The 19,381-nt window shown below is 69.5% G+C and carries 19 protein-coding genes and 1 pseudogene; 7 read left to right on the top strand and 13 right to left on the bottom strand.

The genetic code is table 11. From position 1 onward, the window contains the following. Positions 1 to 148 precede the first annotated feature (148 nt). Positions 149 to 724: a CGNR zinc finger domain-containing protein gene (locus ACZ6ZP_RS26100; RefSeq protein ID WP_469408584.1), complete on the bottom strand. Its 576-nt coding sequence runs from the start codon at positions 722 to 724 to the stop codon at positions 149 to 151. Positions 725 to 827: 103 nt separating this feature from the next. On the opposite strand from ACZ6ZP_RS26100, the gene ACZ6ZP_RS26095 reads away from it, so the two are divergent. Continuing rightward, positions 828 to 2,000, top strand: a complete 1,173-nt coding sequence (locus ACZ6ZP_RS26095) for an epoxide hydrolase family protein (protein ID WP_469408583.1) — start codon at positions 828 to 830, stop codon at positions 1,998 to 2,000. Between the two features lie 116 nt (positions 2,001 to 2,116). On the opposite strand, the gene ACZ6ZP_RS26090 is transcribed toward ACZ6ZP_RS26095, so the two are convergent. From ACZ6ZP_RS26090 to ACZ6ZP_RS26080, 3 genes and pseudogenes are all read right to left on the bottom strand, one after another. Then, positions 2,117 to 2,512 carry a hypothetical protein gene (locus ACZ6ZP_RS26090; RefSeq protein WP_469408581.1) on the bottom strand — a complete coding sequence of 132 codons (396 nt, stop codon included), beginning with the start codon at positions 2,510 to 2,512 and terminating at the stop codon, positions 2,117 to 2,119. A gap of 145 nt (positions 2,513 to 2,657) precedes the next feature. Next, entirely contained in the window at positions 2,658 to 3,323 is a 666-nt protein-coding gene (locus ACZ6ZP_RS26085; RefSeq protein WP_468615636.1) for an alpha/beta hydrolase, read from the bottom strand. Between the two features lie 118 nt (positions 3,324 to 3,441). Next, positions 3,442 to 4,320: pseudogene (locus ACZ6ZP_RS26080) on the bottom strand (ThuA domain-containing protein); the annotation flags it as partial. A 306-nt stretch (positions 4,321 to 4,626) separates the two neighbouring features. Here ACZ6ZP_RS26080 and ACZ6ZP_RS26075 point away from each other — a divergent pair. After that, a complete protein-coding gene (locus ACZ6ZP_RS26075) occupies positions 4,627 to 5,811 on the top strand; it encodes a serine hydrolase domain-containing protein (RefSeq protein ID WP_469408580.1) in 1,185 nt (394 codons plus the stop codon). A 212-nt stretch (positions 5,812 to 6,023) separates the two neighbouring features. On the opposite strand, the gene ACZ6ZP_RS26070 is transcribed toward ACZ6ZP_RS26075, so the two are convergent. Then, positions 6,024 to 6,758: a hypothetical protein gene (locus ACZ6ZP_RS26070; RefSeq protein WP_469408579.1), complete on the bottom strand. Its 735-nt coding sequence runs from the start codon at positions 6,756 to 6,758 to the stop codon at positions 6,024 to 6,026. Positions 6,759 to 7,291: 533 nt separating this feature from the next. On the opposite strand from ACZ6ZP_RS26070, the gene ACZ6ZP_RS26065 reads away from it, so the two are divergent. Both ACZ6ZP_RS26065 and ACZ6ZP_RS26060 read left to right on the top strand, forming a co-directional pair. Then, positions 7,292 to 7,624 (top strand): hypothetical protein, encoded by a 333-nt coding sequence (locus ACZ6ZP_RS26065; protein WP_383821875.1) that lies wholly within the window; start codon positions 7,292 to 7,294, stop codon positions 7,622 to 7,624. Positions 7,625 to 7,829: 205 nt separating this feature from the next. After that, positions 7,830 to 8,324, top strand: coding sequence for a hypothetical protein (locus ACZ6ZP_RS26060; RefSeq protein WP_469408578.1), 495 nt, complete (start codon positions 7,830 to 7,832; stop codon positions 8,322 to 8,324). Between the two features lie 42 nt (positions 8,325 to 8,366). On the opposite strand, the gene ACZ6ZP_RS26055 is transcribed toward ACZ6ZP_RS26060, so the two are convergent. The 3 genes from ACZ6ZP_RS26055 to ACZ6ZP_RS26045 form a co-directional block, all read right to left on the bottom strand. After that, entirely contained in the window at positions 8,367 to 8,987 is a 621-nt protein-coding gene (locus ACZ6ZP_RS26055) for a DJ-1/PfpI family protein (protein ID WP_469408576.1), read from the bottom strand. Between the two features lie 174 nt (positions 8,988 to 9,161). Further along, entirely contained in the window at positions 9,162 to 10,433 is a 1,272-nt protein-coding gene (locus ACZ6ZP_RS26050) for a lipase family protein (protein WP_469408574.1), read from the bottom strand. A 241-nt stretch (positions 10,434 to 10,674) separates the two neighbouring features. Next, positions 10,675 to 11,862, bottom strand: coding sequence for an FAD-dependent oxidoreductase (locus tag ACZ6ZP_RS26045; RefSeq protein WP_383821869.1), 1,188 nt, complete (start codon positions 11,860 to 11,862; stop codon positions 10,675 to 10,677). A gap of 207 nt (positions 11,863 to 12,069) precedes the next feature. Between ACZ6ZP_RS26045 and ACZ6ZP_RS26040 the strand changes: the two genes are divergently transcribed. Then, positions 12,070 to 12,684, top strand: a complete 615-nt coding sequence (locus tag ACZ6ZP_RS26040) for a TetR/AcrR family transcriptional regulator (protein ID WP_383821866.1) — start codon at positions 12,070 to 12,072, stop codon at positions 12,682 to 12,684. Between the two features lie 111 nt (positions 12,685 to 12,795). Here ACZ6ZP_RS26040 and ACZ6ZP_RS26035 read toward each other — a convergent pair whose 3' ends face one another. From ACZ6ZP_RS26035 to ACZ6ZP_RS26025, 3 genes are all read right to left on the bottom strand, one after another. Continuing rightward, on the bottom strand, positions 12,796 to 13,464 hold the full coding sequence (locus tag ACZ6ZP_RS26035; RefSeq protein ID WP_361465873.1) for a histidine phosphatase family protein: 669 nt from the start codon (positions 13,462 to 13,464) through the stop codon (positions 12,796 to 12,798). A 124-nt stretch (positions 13,465 to 13,588) separates the two neighbouring features. Next, positions 13,589 to 14,602 (bottom strand): NADPH:quinone reductase, encoded by a 1,014-nt coding sequence (locus tag ACZ6ZP_RS26030; protein ID WP_383821863.1) that lies wholly within the window; start codon positions 14,600 to 14,602, stop codon positions 13,589 to 13,591. 146 nt (positions 14,603 to 14,748) lie between these two features. Next, positions 14,749 to 15,180, bottom strand: coding sequence for a VOC family protein (locus ACZ6ZP_RS26025; protein WP_351166014.1), 432 nt, complete (start codon positions 15,178 to 15,180; stop codon positions 14,749 to 14,751). 99 nt (positions 15,181 to 15,279) lie between these two features. On the opposite strand from ACZ6ZP_RS26025, the gene ACZ6ZP_RS26020 reads away from it, so the two are divergent. Beyond that, positions 15,280 to 15,957, top strand: a complete 678-nt coding sequence (locus ACZ6ZP_RS26020; protein ID WP_383821860.1) for a GntR family transcriptional regulator — start codon at positions 15,280 to 15,282, stop codon at positions 15,955 to 15,957. A gap of 72 nt (positions 15,958 to 16,029) precedes the next feature. On the opposite strand, the gene ACZ6ZP_RS26015 is transcribed toward ACZ6ZP_RS26020, so the two are convergent. After that, positions 16,030 to 16,551 carry a DUF3592 domain-containing protein gene (locus tag ACZ6ZP_RS26015; RefSeq protein WP_383821857.1) on the bottom strand — a complete coding sequence of 174 codons (522 nt, stop codon included), beginning with the start codon at positions 16,549 to 16,551 and terminating at the stop codon, positions 16,030 to 16,032. A 357-nt stretch (positions 16,552 to 16,908) separates the two neighbouring features. Between ACZ6ZP_RS26015 and ACZ6ZP_RS26010 the strand changes: the two genes are divergently transcribed. Further along, complete coding sequence (locus ACZ6ZP_RS26010; RefSeq protein WP_469408681.1) at positions 16,909 to 18,225, top strand: phosphatase PAP2 family protein; 1,317 nt, start codon at positions 16,909 to 16,911, stop codon at positions 18,223 to 18,225. A 105-nt stretch (positions 18,226 to 18,330) separates the two neighbouring features. Here ACZ6ZP_RS26010 and ku read toward each other — a convergent pair whose 3' ends face one another. Continuing rightward, positions 18,331 to 19,281, bottom strand: coding sequence for a non-homologous end joining protein Ku (gene ku / locus ACZ6ZP_RS26005; protein WP_383821854.1), 951 nt, complete (start codon positions 19,279 to 19,281; stop codon positions 18,331 to 18,333). Positions 19,282 to 19,381 lie beyond the last annotated feature (100 nt).

The raw sequence follows: 19,381 nt of genomic DNA, 5'->3' as shown, positions 1-19,381 counted from the left end.
CCGCGCACAAGAAGGGTGGGCCCGCCACGTGCGAACGGAAACGGGCCCACCCACAGCGTCCTCGGGAACGCATGCGGCCACCGTACGATCACCCGCGCCCACCCGCACGCCGAGCAGGCCGCCACCAGCCGCTGCGCCGAGGTGACGATCACTCCGCTGATCTGGAATTTTTGCGCTGGTTGGCGTTGAAGCGCGCCTTCTTCTGACGATTCCCGCACGTGTTCATGTCACACCACTTGCGGGTGCGGCTCTGGCTGGTGTCGAAGAAGGCGGCTCGGCAGGTCGGGGATGCGCACAAGGCCAGTCTCCCGTCTCGTTCACCGGCGATGATGCTGATGGCGTCGGCCGCGATCACGCTGAGGGCATCTTCCACGCAGGAAGCCGAGCTGAGCCGCCATCGCCGCTTGCCCTCGGGCGTCAGGATCGCCGCGGCCCGGCCCTGAGCGCTGCGGTCATTGATGACTTGGACGGCGGACACAGGGAGAACGTCCTGGACCGCGGCCGCTGTCGCGGCGGCGTGGATCGACTCCCTCAGCTCCCGAGCGAGGCCGAGCTGGGCAGGGGTGCAGGAGTCCACGGCGAGGCCGCTCACCGCAAGCCAGTCGACGAGTCGGTGCGGCGTGGGAATGCGCTCCACGGCGTCGCCATGACGCTCCGACAGAGTCCCCGTGAAGCTGGTCGCCAGCACAGCGCCGAGGCGGAAGTCAGGGAACGCAGCACGCATGGAACCACCTTAGCGGGTTGCCGCGTGACCCAGAGATTTGCTAGAACCGCCTTAGACGGTTCGCGACAGGTCGTAGCCGGTTCCACGATGGCCAGGAGGTCTCATGCCCCGTCCGACGAACGACGTGCAAGCATTTGAAGCCCACGCAACCGACGCCGACCTCGACGATCTGCGCGCGCGGCTGGCCGCGGCGCGGCTACCGGAGGCCGAGACGGTCCATGGGGCCGCGCCGGGCCCGGGCCGATGGGAGCAGGGCGTACCTCTCGCCGATCTCGTCGATGTCGTGAACTACTGGCGCACCGGCTACAACTGGCGGTCGTTCGAAGAGCGTCTCAACCAGATCGGCCAGTTCCGCACGACCATCGATGGCTTGGGAATCCACTTTCTGCACCGCCGATCCGCGCGCGCGGATGCCACGCCTCTGCTCATGACGCACGGCTGGCCGGACAGCATTGCTCGGTTCATCGATGTAGTGGACGAGCTGGCAGATCCGAAAGACGCGAACGCCCCGGCGTTCCATGTCGTGGTCCCGTCGCTGCCGGGCTTTGGCTACAGCGACAAGCCGGCCACCACCGGGTGGGGAACCGAAAAGATCGCGGCCGCATGGGTGGAACTGATGGGAAGGCTCGGCTACGGCAAGTTCGTGGCCCACGGCGGCGACTGGGGCGGAAACATCACCACGGTCCTCGGCGGCAGGTTCCCGGCGCACGTTCTCGGCATCCACACGACGTTCGCGGAGGGACCGCCCGGTTTGACGACGGACGGGCTGACGGCGGTCGAGCGCAAGTGGGCCGAGGAAGCCCGTGATTTCTGGCGTCACCGCGCGGCGTACGCGAAGCAGCAGGCGACACGGCCGCAGACCATCGGCTACGCGCTCGTCGATTCACCGGTCGGGCTTCTTGCCTGGATCCTCGACAAGTTCGCCGAGTGGTCGGACACCCAGGACAGCCCCTTCGAGACGATTTCCATGGACAGGGTCCTCGACGACGTCACCCTGTATTGGCTGACGCGGACCGGCGCGTCGGCGGCCCGCATCTACTACGAAAGCCACAACTCGCTCGATCCCGAACTCCGGGTCGACGTCCCGTCGGCACTCACCATGTATCCGCGCGACGTCGAGAAGTGTCCGCGTCCCTGGGCACAGGAGCGGTACCGACAGATCGTCCGGTGGAGCTCGCCCGAGAACGGCGGACATTTCCCGTCGCTGGAGGTTCCCCAGTACTTCGTCAAGGATCTGCAAGAGGGCCTCGCGGCAGTACTGGCCGCTCAGCGGTGAACGCGGCTGGGCGCCGGCCCTGGGTCGCGTCCATCAAGCGTTGGGCGACCTCGGCCACCACGCCGACAGGGCAGGGCCGGCACCCGCCAGACAGGCGTCCATCGCTTCCGTGTTGCTCAGTGGTCGCCCGTGTGCGGGCGCACGGGGCGTGGCAGTGGCTGCCGCCAGTCGCCCAGCGTCGTGCGGAGAAACTGGCGGGCCAGAGGCCGTATCTCGTCCCACGTCGGATCGGTGGCCAGTGCGTTGGCCCAGAGGCCGACGCGGCACGCGGCATCGATCTCGCCGAGGCGGCGGCCGATGGCCCGAAGACCGTGCAGGTTCTCGGGCTCGAAGGCTCCGCGCTCCGCGAGTCCTTCGGCGACGCGGCAGAGGAGCTCCAGCTCTTCGACGACGGACTCCGTATCCAGCTCACGCTCCCCCAACCAGGCAAGCTGGTCCCGGGGGCCGGCCGCGAGGAGGGTCGTCCATCGCAGCGTCCAGGCACGCAGGTGTGCGTCGCCGAGATGGTTCATGTCTGCAGGATCGCACTCGGCAGGGAAGCCACAGGGCACAGGGGCCAAGCCTGCACCGCAGAGAGTCACCGCGGGGCGGCAGAGCACCGACAGGTCCGCGGCCGGGCCCTCTGCGGTCTCGGCGACCCCTCGTGTCGTGTGGCGATCAACCCGGGAGGTACCCCACCAACAGCTCCGCCAGCTCTCGCGGCCTGCTGAGCGCCACGCAGTGGCCGCCACCGATCTCGTCGGGCACGAGACCGAGGCGCTTTCGTGCCAGGTCGCGGAAGAACTCGGGCGGGAAGAAGCGGTCGTCCTTGCACACGATGAATCGGGTGGGGACGTCGGGCCAGGCCGTCAGCGGCCAGGGCGCCTCGCCCGCCCGTGAGCATTCCGCCCGCTCTCTGCGCATGGCCTCCTCGGCCAGCTCGCGCGGAACATCGTGACAGAAGCTCTCGAAGGGATCTTCGATGGCGGCCAGGCCGGCGGCTTCCCTGGCCTGGTTGCATCCGGTGGCCTCCCACCAGTCGTTCGGCCGCTCGCCCGGAGCAGGGATCATTCCGGCCAGCAGGACCAGCACGTCGGCCCGGAGCCGGTCGGCCACCAACGGCGCGGTGAACGCACCATAGGAGTGGCCGACGACCACGAGATTCCGCCGCTCGCCGACGGCCTCGATCACGGCCTCGGTGTAATCGCCGAGCCCCGCGGAAGGCTGGTCCGACGGCAGGTCCGGGGCGACGGTCTCATGCCCCCGCGAGCGCAGTTCGGCTTCGAGGAGATGCCAGGCCCAGGCGCTGTCGCCGCCACCGTGGATGAGTACGAAGGTTGCCATCCCCCCTGTATATCGCGGGAGTTGCCCTCCTCCCCGAAGGTTCTACGGAGTTTCGGCGGGCCCGGCTCCTGTTCGCGCTGCCATCAGGAGCCGAGCACGGGCCGTCGGCTCAGCAGCAGGTCGTGGCGATCGAGTCCTCCGGCCGGGCGGCGGTGCCGGATCCGCCCAGCCACTTCAGCCCGTCCAGCAGGAAACGGTTCTGGGTCTGGCTCGCGAACGACGACGAAAGCCGCGTGTTGGTCGCGTAGTCCATGGCGTTGTGACCGAAGTTGGCGTACAGCATCTTGTACTTCGCGTGGGTCCACAGAATCGGGTAATAGCCGCTGTACCACGACTGATGGGGATCCGTGCCCAGCGGGAAACTCCTGGGGTCTACAGAGGCCAGGATCTTGATGTCGGGGTTCTGCCGCAGATCCTTGGACCAGCTGTACCACTCACTGACCGACGAGGTGAATGTGGCCGGCAGGTTCTTGGTGGTCGGGTGCGTCCGGTCCTCGACCTTCAGGACCGCTGTCGTCGGGCCCCAGGTGTTCGACTTGAAGTTCCCGCCGCCCAGGAACTGATGGTGGTACCAGGGCCAGCCCGCCGCCTCGGTGGTGAAGGCCGAGACGTGGAAGCCCAGCCAGGCGCCGCCGCCGCGCATGTACCGCTCGAATCCGGACCGTTGAGCGGCGCTCTGCGGCAAGTCGTCCAGGAACAGCACGACTTGATAGGCGTTGACACCGCCGTTGCTGAGCAGGTCCCAGTTCTTGCTGGCCGTGTAGGTGAAGCCGTTCGCTGCGGCCTGCCGGGGGAACCAGTCGTTCGCCTCCTTGACGAAGTCGATGTGCGCCGCGTCCCAGGTGCCGCTGTAGAGCGCGAGCACCTTGAACGGCGCCGCTTCATCGGCATCCGCACTCGCCCGGGCGGCGGGCGGCGCAGCGAGGGCGAGCAGGGTCGCCAGCAGGAGGAGAATACGCAGGGATATGCGCGCCGAACCGGATCTGAGAGTACGCATCAGGGGATCACAGCCCTTCATGGGGAGGCTGGCGTGGGGGGTGGCTCCCCGTTCACCATGTTCACGTTGATGAACAGCGAGTGCATTCATGGAGCTGTGGCGATCGGGAACCTAGAGGTCCGTACCAAAGACGTCAAGAGGTGAAACCATGAAGGGCGCGAACGGAGCTTCCCTCGGCAGGAGTTGAACGCGGACCCGTCGGAACGCGCCGGACCTCTTCACGACGGATGGATCAGTCGGTATGTTCCCTTCCGACCTGACCGGTCCGACCGGTCGGTATGGTCAACCCGAGAAGACGGAGGCTCGATGGCGGAGCAGGCGACACCTCAGATCGAGGGCCACCTCGACCAACGGTTCGAAGGCGTCCGCGCCGCGTTCGAGGAGAACTTCCGCGAGCGCGGCGAACTCGGCGCGGCCGTGACCGTCCTGCTCGACGGAGCCCCGGTCGTCGACCTGTGGGGCGGCTGGGCCGATGCCGCGCGGACCCGCCCGTGGCAGCGCGAGACCCTCGTGAACGTGTGGTCCACGACCAAAGGCGCCACCGCGTTGTGCGCCCATCTCCTGTCCGACCGGGGCCTGTTGGATCTCGATGCACCCGTCGCCGCGTACTGGCCGGAATTCGCCGCGGCCGGCAAGGAGCGCATCCTCGTACGGCATCTGCTCTCGCACCGGGCGGGCCTGGCCGGGCTGCGTGAACCGCACGCGCTGGCCGAGCTCTACGACTGGGAGCTCACGACGGCGCGTCTGGCCGCCACGGCGCCGTGGTGGGAGCCGGGCACTCAGTCCGGCTATCACGCGCTGACCTATGGCCACCTGGTCGGCGAGGTCGTCCGACGCGTCACGGGGCAGCTGCCCTCCGCATTCCTGCACCACGAAGTCACCGGCCCGCTGGACATCGACTTCACGATCGGGCTACCGGCGGAGGAGGCCCGGCGAGCGGCCGAGCTGGTGCACCCTCGGGTTGCCGTGAGCAGCGAACAGCGCGCCGCCTTCAGCCAGTTGGAGCCGGTCGCGCTCGCCGCCCTGGCCAATCCCGCCACCGGCGCCGCCGACGCCAACACTCCCGAGTGGCGCGCCGCCGAGATCCCCGCCGCGGGTGGCCACGGCACGGCCCGGGGTGTCGCCGCGCTGTACGACATCTTGACCGGCAGGGGACAGTACGCGGGCCGGCGCGTCCTGTCGGCCGGGGCCGCTGAACGCATCCGCGAAGGGCAGGGCGCCTGCCGCGACCTGGTCCTCGGCGCCGGTTTCGCGCACGACACCGAGATCGGCCTCGGCCTCTGGCTCAGCGGTCGGAACGGCTCGTACGGGCCCAACCCGCGGGCCTTCGGCCACGACGGCTTCGGGGGCTCCTTCGGCCTGTCCGACCCCGAGTCCGGCATCAGCATGGGCTATGTCATGAACCGCATGGGTGGGAACATCGCCGATGACCCGCGGAAGATGGCGTTGATCGAGGCGGTGTTCAAGGCCGGGCACCATCGCGGCGCGTAGCCGAACCGCCCCCAACGACCCAGCGGCGTCTGCAAGAGCCCGATACGCCGAAGTACGCGGGAAGTAAGTACGCAGCGGTAAAAGGCATCGCCGCGCTCGCGCCCGATCAGGGCGAGTCGGTGAACACCCTCATCGCCGACCAGCCCCCGGGCGTCCCCGTCCCGCCGATCCTGCCGCCCATCAGAAGACCGCGTGCCCGGCTGCAGAAGGGCCTAGCTGTCCCGCAGCCGGATCACCGCGCGCTTGGACGTCGGGTCGCGCTCCAACAGCACATACCGGCTGAGGACGGCGAGGGCGACGAGGCAGCCGCTCATCTCCAGGCCCTCCTCCACGATCGTTCCCAGCATGAGCACCGTGCTGTGGTCGTGCGCGTGCGCCCAGCCGTTGAACCCTTCGGTCAGCAGCGCCCCGCCCAGATACACCGCCAGCGCGCCCAGCAGTCCGTAGCGCAGGTCACGCGGGAGCTTCCGTGCCCACAGCACGGCGCACAGGGTGCCCGCTGCCGCGAGGACCGCGCCGGGCAACACCCAGGCGTGCGTGGGGAGCGAGCCCCCGGCCCACTCCTTCCACGACCGGCCGACCTCGCCGAGGCGCTCGTGCAACGAGATCGTCTCGTCGATGCTGAGCAGCGCTGTCGCGGCGGCAAGACCCAACCAGGACAGCCGCCCGGGGCGCGCACCGCGCCCGGTGAGCAGCGCGGCGATCAGCGCCATGCCCGCCACGGCCAGCAGCAGCGTGCTGTTCCACCAGGTGGCCAGGTTGGCCTCGACGTCGACGTTCACCAACCTGCGGACGCTCGGGATGGGGTCATAGTGGTTGTAGGCGCGTGTGGCGAGGTCGGCGACGAGTAAGGCCACGGTGGCGCCCGCGGCGAAGCCCAGGACGCGGTGGGGCGCCGGTCTCGCGGTCTCACCGGCGAGCCGGTCGTCCATTTGTATATCGGTCATGCGCACGAAGGCTAGCGTCGCGATCAGAGGACGAAGTACGCGGGGCACCCCGTACGGGGCTCCTCCAGACATCCCTCCTACGGCCACGCGTAGACGGCGAACTCGGCCCCCTGACCACGCGTCACGTCTGCACGGACGCGGCCGACACGGACGTCAGGGGGCCCGGCGCAGGGTGCCACCGCGGCGGTAGTTGTCACGAAACGAGTGGGCGGGGCTGGAACTTCACCTTCTTACGCGCAACGCGCCTTCCCTCGCCGGGACTGCATTCCCAAAGGGGTCTATCGGGGCCGCGCAAGGCGATGAAGCCGACGACTGGAGCAGCCGTGTTCCACCGATGCGCCCGCACCCGCCGACCCGAGCCCCGTTCACATATGCACGTCTGTTGCGGGGAGTTGTGTGCGTGACGGGCGATCTCGGCACAGGGCTGGGCGAGATGCTGCTCTTCGTGCTGTGCGTGACCTTCCTGACCGTGCTCGCAGCCGCGTCCGTCCTGTTGCTCTCCGGGGCGGACGCGATGGTGCACGATCTGGGCCGTGGCGACTACCGGCGAGGAGCCGGACGCACGGCGGGAGATCAGCACGGCAGGGCCGCGCCTCGCGATGGCGGGCCTGGGGCGGCGGCCGATCACCGCTGCGGCGCCGCAGCGGTGTGTCTACGGCACCCTGACGCCGATCATCGTGCTGACGTCCTCGCCGGCGCTGTCAGGCGCACCGGATTCGCTCTTCCCGGAGGCGGACTGGAGCCTGTGGCCGCTGTACCCGCCGGTCATCGTGAGCGCATCCGCAAGCTTCCTCCTGGCCCGGTCACGGCACACGGACGGTCCGAACCGGCCGACCGCTTCTCCGTCGGAGGGGCGCGCGGGGTGAGCCCTGTGCCATCGGCCGTGCGGGCGGATTCTCCACGGCTCGTCCTGGTGCGCGCAGAAAGCGTTCTTCCCTTGAGGCGGAAGGAGGCTCCTACCGGGCAGGGGCGGTCGATGGACCGGATGCCCCGCAATGCCATTACCGCAGGGCTGCGGATGGCTGCTTCAGTGCGAAACCGCTCAGGCCAACCGTCTCCAGGGAGTCGTCCATGTTCCAAGTCCACCGTACGAAGCTGCGTGGCGCGGTGATCGGCGCCTGCACCGCGGTTCTGGTGGTCGGCTCCGGCCTGACCACTCTTCCCGCGCAGGCGCAGGCGCAGGCGCCGAGCGAGCAGGCGGCCACGGCCACCGCGGTCATGTCATCGCCCGCGGAGCAACAGGTCGCGAGCTTCTTCCAGAACTACCTGGACGCCTCGAACGGTCACCAGATCGACGGCAAAAGCCCTGCCGAGATCCGCCGGGAGTACCTCACCTCGGAACTCGACGACGCGCTCACCGTCTGGGGCTCCGAACACCAGGCGAATCCGATCTTCCGCCGTGACGAGGTGATCAAGAGCTGGTCGACGACGGAAAGCGACAGCACCACGGCCCACACCAAGATCATCATCACTGAGAGGTGGGAGGACGGCACCAGCCAGGACGTCTGGTACCAGGTCCGCCTCTCCGACATGGTCATCGATGACCTGAAGGACCCCACCGCCTGAGCCAGGGCCCCGCACCTCGAACCGCCCACTCCCGCCCTGCCGCTAGCCCAAGGTGCGGGCCCGTGCGAGCACTTCGGCGGGGGCCTTGGCCACCGAGCCGGTGTCGAAAGGAGGTTGTGGGTCGTACTCGGTGTAGAGCTGGATGGCCTGGGCGGTCACGTCGTCGGTGAGGAGGGCGGCGAGCTGGACCGCCATGTCGATGCCGGAGGAGACTCCGGCCGAGGTGATCACTCGATCGTGCCGGACCACACGCTCGGAGGTGTAGTCGGCCCCGTACGACTTCAGTTGGGCGGCCGCGTCCCAATGGGTGGTGGCGGTCAAGCCGTCCAGCAGACCGGCCGCGCCGAGCACCAGGGCACCGGTGCAGACCGAGGTGGTGAAACGGGTTCCGGCGTGGATGCGGCGCACCCAGTCGAGGAAATCGGGGTCGTCCACCATCGCGAGGAAGCTGCCCCCGCCCGGGATCAGCAGGACATCACACGCTTCCACCTCGGAGTACCGGGTCGGCACGTGCACCGGCAGTGACCCCAACACGTCCTGCACCAGGCCCGGTTCGGCCGTGACGAACCGTACGGTGGCGCCGGGCACGTACGCGAGGATCTCGTAGGGCCCGATCGCGTCGAGCGGCTCGAAGCGGTCGAAGATCGGGATCACTATGTCCATGCGCCGCAGCCTAGCCGCCGTCCGGTCCGCTATCGCCGGGGCCTCGCAATCCGAGGGGGTACGGCCACGGAGGCGTGACCGGGACGGGCGAACTCGGCGGGCATCAGCCCGCCCCCTCCCCCGCCGCCCGTGGACGGCAGGAGAGGGGGCGGGTGTGCGTGCGACCCCTGGGCTTCAGGTACCGCAGTTGCCCGACGTCGGCTCACCGGCGAAGCGTCGGCCGAGCCACTCAAGTGCCGGTCCGTTGCCCTGAATCGCCGTGCCCACGTGGGACTGGCCGGGGAAGGTCTTCCACTCCACGGCGTTGCCCTTCGCGCACCAGTCGGCCCGCAGCTTCTGGCCGACGGCGTAGGGGATCGTCTCGTCCGCGTCCCCGTGGTACACGAACGTGGGCGCCGACGGCCGCGTGGTGCCGATCAGCTGCTTGGCAATCGCCCGCTGCCACACCGGCCGGTCCAGCGGGTTGGACTTGGTGACGTCTTCGATCTTCTTGCCGCGCCCTGCTTCCAGGACCGTCCCGCCACACTCGTTGCGCACCACTTTGACGAGCTTGCGGCCCTCCTTGTTGAGGTACTTGTCGAGCCCCAGCTTCGGATACGCGGCGTTCTGGCCGACGGCGGACATCAGCAGATAGCCCGCGCTGTCCCCGCCCTCCAGGGATTCGGCGACCTTGGTGAGATCGGCGGGGACGCCGCCGCTCGCCGTTCCCTTGAGCTTGAGTTCGGGAGCGTAGCTCGCCGCCATCTCGGCGGCCTTCGCGCTGGCGCCGCCGCCCTGCGAGTAGCCCATGATCCCTACGGGCGCGGCCGAGGAAACGCCGTACTTCGCCGCCTCCGGGTGCCGCTGGGCCGCGCGCGCCGCGTCGAGGACGGCGCTGCCCTGCGGCTTGGCCACCATGTACGTGTGGTCGCCCGGGGTACCGAGACCTTCGTAATCGGTGACGACGACGGCATAGCCCCGTACCAGCGCCGCGTTGACGAGCGGAGCCTCGGCCGTCGTGCCGCCCGGGAAACCGGCGGACGGCGCGCACTTGTCGCCGATACCGACCGTGCCGACGGCGTATGTGATCAGTGGACGGGGGGTGATTTTGCCGTCGTCGGGGACGATCACGGTTCCGGAGACCGCGTTGGGGCGGCCGTTGGCGGAGGTCGACCGGTAGGTGATCTTCCAGGCCTTGGTGGGGGTCGGCACGCCCGGCGTGTACTGGAACGAGGACGGCGCCGAGCTGAGGATCTTGCCGGGGCCGGTCTTCTTGCCGGGCTTCTTACCCGGCTTCTTCCCTGCGGTCTCGGCCGCGGCATGGGCCGAGGGGGTGGCGTCCGCCGCGCCTGGGGGACCGGCCGGCGCGTTCGGGCTCTCCGCGGCCGCGGACCCGGGGAGCCCGAGCACCGCCACCGCGAGCACGGCACCTGCGGCCACGGGTCGTCTACGTAAGGCTGACATCATGCGGCTCTCCCAACTCTCCTGTGGGCAAGGGGGGTTGTGGAGCACCGTACTGACCCGTCAGTAATACGGCTATAGATGTGCAGGGGGCCGAGGCGACGCCGGTCGCTCAGGCCCGGTGGAAGACGAGCTCGGGGTATACACGTGCGCGGGGGGGGATCGTCGGGTCGGTTACGCCCAACTGACCGACGAGCCAAAGGATATCGGTGGAGGCGAGGCTCCCGGCGTCGGCGACGGCCGGGTCTCAGTGGTGCTGCGCCATGTGGGCGAGGGTCTGGGCGGCACTGTCGGGGGCGAAGGCGCCGCTGATGCCCTCGGCCGCTCCTTCGGCGGCTTCGATGGAGCGCGGGACGAGGATCTTCTCGTACGCGGTGACGGCCTGGTCGGGGGTGGGGTGGGCGATGAGGGCCTGGGCGAGGTCGGCGCCGTCGAGCATGGCGAGGTTGGCGCCCATGCCGGAGAAGGGGGACATGAGGTGGGCGGCATCGCCGAGGAGGGTGAGGCCGGGCGTGTGGGGCCAGGTGTGCGGGACGGGCAGGGCGTACAGGGGGCGGTTGGTGTAGCCCGTGTCGGTGCCGGTGATGAAGCCGAGCAGGGCGGGGCTCCAGCCGGTGAACTCCGCGAGGAGTGCCTCGCGTACGGCGTTGGTGTCGGTGAGGTCGACACCGGCCCGCTCGTGCCAGTTCTCGTCGGTGCGCATGCCGACGTAGATGCGGATGTGCGCGCTGCTGTTGCGCTGGGCGACGAAACCCTGGTTGTTGTCGAGGGCCATCATCGTGCCCGCGCCGGTGAGTTCGGCGAGAGCGGGGTGGCTGCGGTCGGCATCGCTGAGGCCGGTCTCGACGAAGGTGACGCCGGTGTAGAGCGGCGTCGCGTCGGACAGGAGGCGGCGGACCTGGGACCAGGCACCGTCGGCCCCGACGACGAGGTCGGCATCGGCGGTCGTGCCGTCGGCGAAGTGCAGGCGGTGCGCCCCGTCGCCGAGCGGGGCGACGCGGGTGAGCTTGTGCTCCCAGTGCACGGTGTCCGGCTTGAGGGAGTCGAGGAGGAGGTCGCGCAGTTGGCCGCGGTCTATCTCGGGGTTGCCCTCGGTGGCGTCGGCGGTGGTGCCGTCTGTGGGATCGGCCGTGGGCGGCGCCGCGTCGAACAGGATCTGACCGTCGCGGCCGACCAGTCGCATCTGCTGGCCCTCGGGGCGGGCCACGGCCAGGAAGTCGTCCAGCAATCCGGCTGCACGGAGGGCGTGTTGGCCGGATTCAGGGTGCATGTCGAGACTGCCGCCCTGGTCACGGGCGGTGCGGGAGGCGTCGGCGTCGTAGACGGTCGCGGTGATGCCGTGCTCCTGCAGGACGCGGGCACAGGTCAGGCCGCCGGGGCCGGCTCCGATGATCGCGATGCGGGGTGCGGGTGTGCCTGTGGGTGTGGTGTTCAAGGTGACCTCCGTTCGCGCAGCACAGCAGTGCTGCGCTGAGGCGTGGTGTCGTCCGACGAGGTGTGCGCGGTGGCGGGGGCTCAGCCGTCAGCGATGGCGGCAGCGTCCTCTGGGACGCCCGGCCGCCACTACAGAAAAGCACACCAACCCAATACGTGCAACGACTCAACTTTTGAAGTTGGGCAACCGAAGAAGTAGAGTCCAGGCATGACCGATACCGAGGCCGACACCGAGGCCGACACCCCGCCCCCGCCGATGGGGCGCCGCGAGCGCAAGAAGGCCGCCACCCGCCAGGCCATCGCGGATGCGGCACTGCGTCTGTTCTTGGAGCGCGGATACGACGATGTCGGCATCCGGGAAATCGCCGACGCCGCAGACGTGTCCACCACCACGCTGTTCAAGCACTTCCCGGTCAAAGAAGCCCTCGTCCTCGATGAGGACGCCGCCCAGGAAGCCCGCCTGCTCGCCGCCGTCCGCGAACGGCCCCCGGGCCAGTCCATCCCCGCGGCGCTGCGCGAGCACGCGCTGCGCCACCGCACGGCGGCCGCGGACGGCGACCCCCGCTTCACCGCCTTCTTCGACCTGGTCAACAGCACCCCGGCCCTGCGCGACTACGGCCAGAACATGTGGCTGCGCCACACCTCCGCCCTGGCACGGGCCATCGCCGACGAAAGCGGCCTGCCCGCGGACGATCCCGCCTGCACCGCGCTGGCCCACTTCGCCCTCGAAGCGCCCCGCGCCGCTCGCGGCCACGACGACCCTCGCCAGGCCATCACCCGCGCCTTCGACCTGCTGGAGAACGGGTGGCGCGCGCCTGCCTGAGGGCAGCCGCCGGTTCGGCGCGGGCTCAGGAGACATCCGCGCGACCCGAGCGGCGAGTGCGAGCGGCGAGCGGCGAGCGGGTCATGGCGCCGCTGGACCCCAGGCCGTGGGTCAGGCCGCCGGAGTGGTGGCCTCTCCTGCCGGGCCGCCGTCCTCCTCGGGCGAGCTTCCCTCCGGGCCCAGCGGGCTCCCCTCCCACACCAATGCCTGCCAGCCCTCGTCAGGCGAGCCCGTGAGGATGACCACGCCCGTGTTGCCCAGCGGGTGACTGGCCCCGAACGCCACGTCGACATTGGCCGCGCGGGCAGCCACCCACATCCGGATCGCCGCACCGTGGCTGACCATCGCCACCGTCTCCGCCCCCGTCGCTGCGGCCTCGGCGACGACGGTGTCGAACCGCCCCAGGGCCTCCGCGCCCGTCTCGCCACCCGGCATCCGGCGCTCGGTGTCGCCCCCGGACCAGGCGAAGGCGGTGTCAAGGTAAGCGGCGGCGGCCTCGTCGTCACCGCGCATCTCCAGGTCCCCGGCGATCAGCTCCCGAATCCCGTCCCGGACCTGCACCTCGAGGCCGGTCGCGTCGGCCAGGGGCGCGACGGTCAGCTGCGTGCGTACCAGCGTGGAGGCGTACAAGGCGTCGATCTTCTCCCCCGCCAAGGCCTGCGGGAGCGCCGCCGCCTGGTCCTGCCCCAGCGGCGTCAGGCCCGGGCCCGGCGCCCCCGTGTCCAAGAGGTGCTTGACGTTGGACGGGGTCTGGCCATGACGTATGAGCAGCAAGCGCATGCGGGGACTACCTCCACTGGACGGAACAATCTCTTCCACTCTGCCACCAGAGCCCTGCCCCGCGGAGTGCGGGCAGACAGCCGGCCGCCAGCCAGGAGACTTCACCGCGCACCGCCAAGGTCGGTCAGGGGATGTCGAGCAGGACCTTCCCGACCAAGCCCTGTTCGAGCGCGGTGTGGGCGTCGGCCGTGCGCTCCAACACGTAGCGGTGCAAGGGCAGTCCGGCCTCCTCGCCCACGCGCAGCGCGCCCGCGCTCACGGCTGCCGACACGTCGGTGAGCGCCTGCTGCTTCGCCGCATCCGGCACGGTGTAGACGAAGACGCTCTGCCAGCGCAGATTCGCCGACAGGGAGGTGAGCACCGGGACGGACAGCTGCTCGCCCTCGCCACCCGAGTAGTACGCCACCACGGCCCCTTGAGCGGCGACCTCAATGTCGAGAGCGGCGTTGGCGCCCGGTGCGACCTCCACGACGATGTCCACGCCCTTGGGGGCGAAGTCCAGGATCTCCGCTACCGCGTCCTGGGTGCGGTAGTCGACCGTCCGGTGGGCACCGGCCGCGCGCGCAAGGGCAGCCTTGGCGGGGCTGCTGACCGTGGTGATCACACGGGCTCCGGCGTAGCGGGCGAGCTGGATGGCCGCGTTGCCGACCGCACCGGCGCCGCCCGCCACAAGGACGGTGGTGCCTTGCAGGGCGCCGGGCGCGATCCGCCCCGGTCCGCCGTCGTGAACGGTCAGTGCACGGTGGGCGGTCAGGGCCGGGATGCCCAGGGCGGCGCCGAGTTCGAACGGGGCCTGGTCGGGCAGGGCGACGGCGTTCCGGTCCGGGACGAGCGTGTACTGCTGAGCCGTTCCCCAGGGCCGCCCCCACGCGGCCTCCCAGATCCACACCCGCTGCCCGATCCGCGCCGGGTCGACCTGCGGACCGACGGCGTCGATCACCCCGGCGCCGTCCTGGTGGGGCACCTGCTCGTTCATGCCCGGCGGCAGCGCGCGCCTGCGGCTGCGCCAGTCCGTCGGGTTGACACCCGAGATGTGCACACGAACCCGTACCTCACCGGGACCGGGCTCGGGAACCGGACGCTCGACGAGCTGGAGGACCTCAGGACCACCGGCAGCCGTTCGGATGACGGACTTCATCTCTCACCTGTCCTTCGCTGGCCCCTGGGGAACGTGGGGAACGGTCCGCCGACGCCCGGGAGGACGCCGCCACGCACGGGGCGCCTCCCTGAACTCCCGCGCGGAGCGGACTATTCCGGGAGTTTCAGGGAGGGGGAAACTGCCGGTCAGGCGGCGAAGACCTGGGAGTCGTCGGCGAACGCCTTGAACTCCAGGGCGTTTCCGGCCGGGTCGAGGAGGAACATCGTCCACTGCTCGCCCTTCTGGCCGACGAAGCGGACGTAGGGCTCGATGACGAACTCGGTGCCTGCCGTGCGCAGTCGCTCGGCGAGCTCCTGGAAGGCGGGGATCGTCAGGATCAGCCCGAAGTGCGGCACCGGCACGTCGTGGCCGTCGACCGGGTTGTGTATGCGCGGGGCGCGCTCCGGTGCGAGGTGGGTGACGAACTGGTGGCCGTGCAGGTTCCAGTCCACCCAGGTGTCCGCACTGCGGCCCTGCTCCAGGCCCAGCACCTCGCCGTAGAAGCGCCGGGCGGCGGCCAGGTCGTCGACAGGCATGGCCAGGTGGAATCGCGGTATCGGGGAGTCGAGGACGGTCATGGCACTGCCTTCCTGCCGGGGAACGGGCGGGTCAGGGTCGGCCACCAACCCATGTCCTAATGTTTACATCACGACAACAGCTCTTGTTAACATTCCGACATGAGTGATCAGGGCAAGGTGGCCCCGGCTCGCCGTCGGGGCCTGGCCGACGAGGTCGCGGACCGTATCCGCGAGGCTATCTTCAGCGGCGCCTACGCCCCCGGCGCGCAGCTGCGCGAGGTGGAGCTGTCCGGCGAGCTGGACGTCAGCCGCGGGCCGGTGCGCGAAGCCCTGCGGCTGTTGGAGCGCGAGGGCCTGGTCCACTGCGCGTGGCACCGGGGTACGACGGTGACGACCCTGTCCACCGAGGACGTCGCCGAACTCGACAGCCTGCGCGGCGCCCTGGAGGACCTCGCCGTACGACAGGTGATCGCCCGTGCCTCGGAGGAGGACCTCGCGTCCGTCGCGAAGACGGCCGACATGATGGAGCGGGCCGCGGACGCGCACGAGATGGTGCGCTGGGACATCGCCTTCCACGACGCGGTGTTCGCCGCCGCAGGACACCGGCGCCTCGCCGACGCCTGGGACGGCATCCGTTGTCAGGTCCACCTGTTCCTGCTGACCCGGATCGGCCGCAGCACCAAGGACTACCTCGACCGCATCCCGCGTGAGCACCGCGGGCTCGTCGCCGCGCTGCGCGCCCGCGACACCTCTGCCGCCCTCGACCTCTTCGCGACGCATCGCCGCCACGCCGTCGACGTGGTCACCGGCGCCCCCGACGCCACCGACGCCAGCTGACGGAGCGGGCCGGCGGTGGTCACACCTGCCGATCCCTGGGTCACGGTCCGGCTCCGGCAGGGAAGGTCGCGCTCACGACGCCGATGCGGTGGACGCCGTCGGCGCGGAACGCACCGCCGGGGCGCGCCCTCGCCTGCGCCCCACCATCGCGAGAGCCGTCCCGACCCCCGCCATCACCAGCCCGATCCCTCCGAAGATCAGCGGCAGCAGCCACAGCGAGGCGAACCCCTTGATCCGCGCGTCCTCGGGGGAATCGGCACGGTAGAGCACCTCGACCTTCTCCCCCTCTTCGTACGCCGGCGGATTGGTGCCCGTCGAGCTGCGGAACGTCCTCGGCATGCCGTCCGCCGAGGTGAACTCGACGACCGGGTACGCCGCGGGCTCGTCGTTCTCCCGCTGCTTGCGGGATGCGCCGCTGGAGTCGTTGCGCCACTCCAGCGCCACCACCGTCCCCGGGGCCCGCTCGGCATCCGACTGGAACGCGACCGACTCCCCCGCCAGGACCAGCCCGACGACCAGGAACAGCGCCCCGAAGGCGATAAAACCGATCGTGACCCACCGGGCAGCACCCCGCCCACGCAGCCGAACCTCCACGACGCCCCCTCGCTTGCCCAAAGTGAGGTGGACGCTATCCCAGGCATTTTGCCGGTCTGCTCCCGCCCCGGGCTCCCTCCTGGGCTCCCGCCCCGCGCCGCCGTACAGGAGCGGCCCGGCTGCCGCCGCGGCCGCCAGGCTCACTGGACCGTTAGCGTCATCTCATGACCCGCTAAACCCACCCGCACCGCTCCGCTAACATGATCGAACTCACAACGAGTGCCCTGATCGCCCGTACTTCACAAGAAAACACGCTATCTCGCACGAAGAGTGAGCTATTAACTAACATCTAACAAATCGGCCAAACCATTGATATCTATAGCATCTCAAGTGTTTTCGCGAAAAAACTTCAGCACGATGTTCGCCGCGTGGCGTCAGCCGCGGGCACTGCTGTGGACCGCGGCAGCTGTGGTGGGCCTCGGGTTCCTCGTCGCGCTGGAGATCGCCGCGCGCCATTACGGCGTACGGGGGCCGATCGCCAACCAGGTGCGCGAGGTGGTGGTCGCCCCCAAGTCGGGGCCGCTGCTGTACGCCTCCATGGCGTTGATGATGGTGGTGCTCACCTGGCGGCAACGGTTCATCGCGGTCGGTGTCGCGGTCGGCATCGATGTCGTCTTCTTCCTGGTGCGGTGGGCTCTCGACGCCAAAATGATGTTCGGCAACGGGGCGTTGTGGGTGTTGCTGGGCTACGCGGTCATCGCTGTCACGCGCCGCACCGGCTCCGAACGCGTCCTGCTCCTGAAGGGCGTAGGGCTTGGTCTGCTCCTGGTGGCCGGCCGTAAGACGGGCGACATCTGGCTGCTCATCACATCGAAGACCCGCCCCGCGGTGCTCGACCAGTACGTGGCCACCGCCGATCACGCGCTGGGCAACCCCTCGTGGGTGGTGGGGCGGATGGTCTCCGCCACCGGCTCGATCGGGGCCCATGTTCTCGACTACGTCTACATCCAGCTCGCGGTGGCCGCGGTCGTCGTCGCGCTGTACCAGCTGCGCAACGTGGCGGCCGAGCGCCGCTTCCCGGGCCATCATCTGGTGCGCACCTTCTTGGTCATCGGCCTGCTCGGGCCGGCCATCTACATGATCTTCCCGGTGGTCGGACCGATCTTCACGTACGGCACCGGCGCCTTCGGCACCGGCGGCGAGCACCTGGCCCTGGCCAACCTGTGGCCGCACACGCCGCCACCGCTCAGCACCCCGCAGTCGATGCCGTTCGACGAGCTCACCCCGCGCAACTGCATGCCCAGCCTGCACACCGCCTGGGCCACGACGATCTTCATTCACTCCCGCAAGGGCCCACGGGCGCTGCGCTACGCGGGCGTGTTCTGGTTGATAGCCACGCTTGGTGCGACGCTGGGATTCGGCTACCACTACGGCGTGGACATCATCGCCGGCGTGGTGTTCGCGTTCACCATCGACGCGGCGCTGCGCGCGCTCGACCGCGGCTGGGACCGCGCGGGAATTCAGCTGGTCGTCTACGGCACGACCGTATTCACCCTGCTCCTGGTGTCCTATCGCTATCTGCCGATGGAAATGGCCAAGCACCCGGGGGTGTTCGGTCCACTTCTCATTCTGGCGATGGCCTCCGTGGTCTACGGCTACATGCGGACCACCAAGCTGTGGGAACCGAAGGTCGCCCCGGCACAGCAGCCGGAACCGCAGCCCGAACTCGTTTGAGGCATGCTGCGAAAGCTCGCGCGCTGAATGCTCACCGGGCGGACCGGGGCGGCAACCAGACGTTCCGGTCCGGCCCACGCCGGACCGGAACGCGGCCTCGCGGCCTCAGGCCCCTCGCTTCTTCGGCGTTGTCTTCTTCCCGGCCGTCGTCTTCTTCGCCGTGGACTTCTTGGCGGCAGTCTTCTTCGCCGTGGACTTCTTCGCGGTTGTCTTCTTGGCGGCCCGCTTCTTCGGCATCTCGTGGACCGTCGCGTCCTTGCCGGTCTCCTCGCGGGCCGACTGAGCCTTCTGTACGGACTCTTGGAGCGCGGCCATGAGGTCGAGTACCTGCCCGGCCGGCGCCTCCCCCTCGTCCGGCTTGGGCGGCTTCTTCCCCTCCGCCTTCGCCTGGATGACCTGCTCTAGGGCTTCGGTGTAGCGGTCGGTGGCCCAGTCCTGGCCGGCGATGCCGTCGGCGGTCATGGAGTCGATGAGCATGACCGCCCGGTCGATCTCCTCGTCGTCCAGCTCCATCGCCTTGGGTGCCAGTTCCTTCGGGTCCCTCACCTCGTCGTCCCACTTCATGGCGTGCAGCAGGATCACGTCGTCCTGCACGCGCAACAGGCCCAGCCTCTCGCGCCCGTGCCAGGCGAACTTCGCGACGGCGGCCTTGCTGTTCCGCTCCAGGGCCTTGCGCAGGAGTGTGTAGGGCTTGTCCGCGACCTGTCCGTCGGCTTGAAGGTAGTAGCCCTCGCCGATCCGGATCGGATCGATCGACTCGTAGGGCACGAAGCCGGCGATCTCGATCGCCTTCGCTGTCGGAAGCGGCATCTCACCGAGCTCGGCGTCGGTCACCGCGACGATCGTGTCCTTGCTGACCTCGAACCCTTTGCCGATCTCTGCGTTCGTGAGCTGCTTGCCGTCGATGTCGCAGATCTTCCGCGTGCGGACCCGGCTCATGTCCTCGAGGTGGTACTGGTGGAACGAGATCGAGTGGTTCTCGGTGGCAGGCAGCACCTTGATCGGGATCGTGACCAGGCCGAACGAGATCGCACCGGACCAGACAGGGCGGGGCATGACGTACCTCCAGTACAGCCCCGAGGTGGCCAGGCTATGGCGCAGCTGCGCCGAAGGCATGTCGAGGCGGCGTGCGCAGCCTGCCGGTCCACACCCTGGA

This window comes from Streptomyces sp. NPDC054047 (assembly GCF_055585065.1).
The sequence above is the reverse complement of the archived record's forward strand: the minus strand, read 5'-3'. Positions and strand labels throughout refer to the sequence as shown.

Bases quoted from the DNA above. Each gene is read 5' to 3' on its own strand.
- ACZ6ZP_RS26075 (WP_469408580.1), top strand. From the start codon at position 4,627: ATGGCGGAGCAGGCGACACCTCAGATCGAGGGCCACCTCGACCAACGG.
- ACZ6ZP_RS26090 (WP_469408581.1), bottom strand. From the start codon at position 2,512: ATGAACCATCTCGGCGACGCACACCTGCGTGCCTGGACGCTGCGATGG.
- ACZ6ZP_RS26050 (WP_469408574.1), bottom strand. From the start codon at position 10,433: ATGATGTCAGCCTTACGTAGACGACCCGTGGCCGCAGGTGCCGTGCTC.
- ACZ6ZP_RS26035 (WP_361465873.1), bottom strand. From the start codon at position 13,464: ATGCGCTTGCTGCTCATACGTCATGGCCAGACCCCGTCCAACGTCAAG.
- ACZ6ZP_RS26095 (WP_469408583.1), top strand. From the start codon at position 828: ATGCCCCGTCCGACGAACGACGTGCAAGCATTTGAAGCCCACGCAACC.
- ACZ6ZP_RS26025 (WP_351166014.1), bottom strand. From the start codon at position 15,180: ATGACCGTCCTCGACTCCCCGATACCGCGATTCCACCTGGCCATGCCT.
- ACZ6ZP_RS26030 (WP_383821863.1), bottom strand. From the start codon at position 14,602: ATGAAGTCCGTCATCCGAACGGCTGCCGGTGGTCCTGAGGTCCTCCAG.
- ACZ6ZP_RS26040 (WP_383821866.1), top strand. From the start codon at position 12,070: ATGACCGATACCGAGGCCGACACCGAGGCCGACACCCCGCCCCCGCCG.
- ACZ6ZP_RS26055 (WP_469408576.1), bottom strand. From the start codon at position 8,987: ATGGACATAGTGATCCCGATCTTCGACCGCTTCGAGCCGCTCGACGCG.
- ACZ6ZP_RS26020 (WP_383821860.1), top strand. From the start codon at position 15,280: ATGAGTGATCAGGGCAAGGTGGCCCCGGCTCGCCGTCGGGGCCTGGCC.
- ACZ6ZP_RS26060 (WP_469408578.1), top strand. From the start codon at position 7,830: ATGTTCCAAGTCCACCGTACGAAGCTGCGTGGCGCGGTGATCGGCGCC.
- ACZ6ZP_RS26100 (WP_469408584.1), bottom strand. From the start codon at position 724: ATGCGTGCTGCGTTCCCTGACTTCCGCCTCGGCGCTGTGCTGGCGACC.
- ku (WP_383821854.1), bottom strand. From the start codon at position 19,281: ATGCCCCGCCCTGTCTGGTCCGGTGCGATCTCGTTCGGCCTGGTCACG.
- ACZ6ZP_RS26010 (WP_469408681.1), top strand. From the start codon at position 16,909: ATGTTCGCCGCGTGGCGTCAGCCGCGGGCACTGCTGTGGACCGCGGCA.
- ACZ6ZP_RS26085 (WP_468615636.1), bottom strand. From the start codon at position 3,323: ATGGCAACCTTCGTACTCATCCACGGTGGCGGCGACAGCGCCTGGGCC.
- ACZ6ZP_RS26070 (WP_469408579.1), bottom strand. From the start codon at position 6,758: ATGACCGATATACAAATGGACGACCGGCTCGCCGGTGAGACCGCGAGA.